The sequence below is a fragment of the Microbacterium sp. GbtcB4 genome (genome assembly GCF_019091465.1).
Lineage (GTDB): Bacteria > Actinomycetota > Actinomycetes > Actinomycetales > Microbacteriaceae > Microbacterium > Microbacterium paraoxydans.
Genome location: NZ_JAGXJJ010000582.1, coordinates 1 through 236 on the forward strand (window position 1 = coordinate 1; position 236 = coordinate 236).

At 76.7% G+C, this 236-nt stretch carries 1 pseudogene; it reads right to left on the reverse strand.

Annotated elements, in window-relative coordinates:
- Positions 1-42 precede the first annotated feature (42 nt).
- Positions 43-236, reverse strand: a pseudogene (locus tag KVS71_RS18895) (LysR family transcriptional regulator); the annotation flags it as partial.

Below are 236 nucleotides of genomic sequence, written 5' to 3' on the forward strand. Positions count from 1 at the left end.
AACCGATGCATGGGCAAGCATATACCCGGAAGTCGGTTCGCGTCAGGCCAGGAGGTTGCGGGGGGCGGCGGCGGCGAGCGGGGCGGGGACGGGGCGGATCGGCGGGGGGTCCGGGGAGCCCCGGCGCGCGGAGGAGAAGATCTCCCGGGGCGGTTCGTGGGGGAGCGGGGCGAGGTGGACCGTCGGGGTCGCGCCCGCCCACACGACGTCGGGGAGCAGCCCGACCGCGAGTCCCG